Origin of the sequence: Tepidimonas sp. (assembly GCF_046292505.1) — a bacterium.
Classification (GTDB): domain Bacteria; phylum Pseudomonadota; class Gammaproteobacteria; order Burkholderiales; family Burkholderiaceae_C; genus Tepidimonas.
On the sequence record NZ_JBKBQX010000112.1, the window covers coordinates 1 to 1,093 of the forward strand.

Annotated in this window: 1 protein-coding gene; it reads left to right on the top strand. The window is 63.1% G+C overall.

Annotated features, from left to right (window positions below):
• On the top strand, positions 1-610 hold a 610-nt coding region (gene istB / locus ACK4TH_RS12065), incomplete at its 5' end, for an IS21-like element helper ATPase IstB (protein ID WP_409626790.1).
• Positions 611-1,093 lie beyond the last annotated feature (483 nt).

Below are 1,093 nucleotides of genomic sequence, written 5' to 3' on the forward strand. Positions count from 1 at the left end.
GGTGCAGCGCGAGGTGGACTGGCGCGACAGCAAGCGCCTGCAGCGCCTCTTGAAAGCAGCGCGCCTGAAGGTCTCCAGCGCCTGTCTGGAGGACATCGACTGGCGCGCCAGCCGGGGCCTGAGCCGGGAGGCCATCGCCAGCCTCGCCGGCGGAGACTGGCTGCGCCATGGCCACAACGTGCTCATCACCGGGGCCACGGGCTGCGGCAAAACGTGGCTGGCGTGTGCGCTGGGGCAGCAGGCGGCACGCCTGGGGTTCTCGGTGCTCTACACCAGGGCTCCCCGACTCCTGGAAGAACTTCACGTGGCCCATGGCGACGGCAGCTTTGGCAAGCGGTTGGCGCAACTGGCCCGGCTGGACCTTCTCATCCTGGACGACTTTGGCATCGCCCCGATTGCCGCGCACGAGCGAAACGATTTGCTCGAGCTCTTGGACGACCGGGTGGGGACGCGCTCAACCCTCATCACCAGCCAGTTGCCGGTGACGGCCTGGCACGCCTGGCTGGATGAACCCACGCTGGCCGACGCCATCCTGGACCGCATCGTGCACGGCTCGCACAAGATAGCCCTCAAGGGCGAGTCAATGCGCAAGCTCGCCAAGGCCGCCTGAGCCGGTCGTGCCGAGTGCCATTCCACGCTGATGGCGGACACTTCAGCTACGATTTGCGTGTCACTCAGGACACCCGCGCAAGGTGTCCGCTCTTCGCTGGAACGCTGTCCGCGATGGCAATGGAATCACTGTCCGCCATCAGTGGAATGCGCACACCGCCAACCTGGTGACCCTGTTTGCGCTGTCCAACCTGTGGATGGTGCGCAAACGACTCTTGAGCATGGGGGCGCAGGGATGAGTGCGCCCAAAATGGGCCACGGGGCCTCAAACAGGGCCGAAAGGGCCCGAAATTGCCCCTCGAACGCGCCAAGATGTCGCCATGTGAAACATCAGCCCACAACAGCCGACTCAGCGGCGGGTTGTGCAGACCTTCCCTAAGGAGTCGCCCCTGAAATATTCATAACCTCATGATTTTTCTTGTGTTATTGTCTGTTTGCGAGTACAATTTCCCCCAGATTTGATGGTCTGATGCGCCGTTTTCTG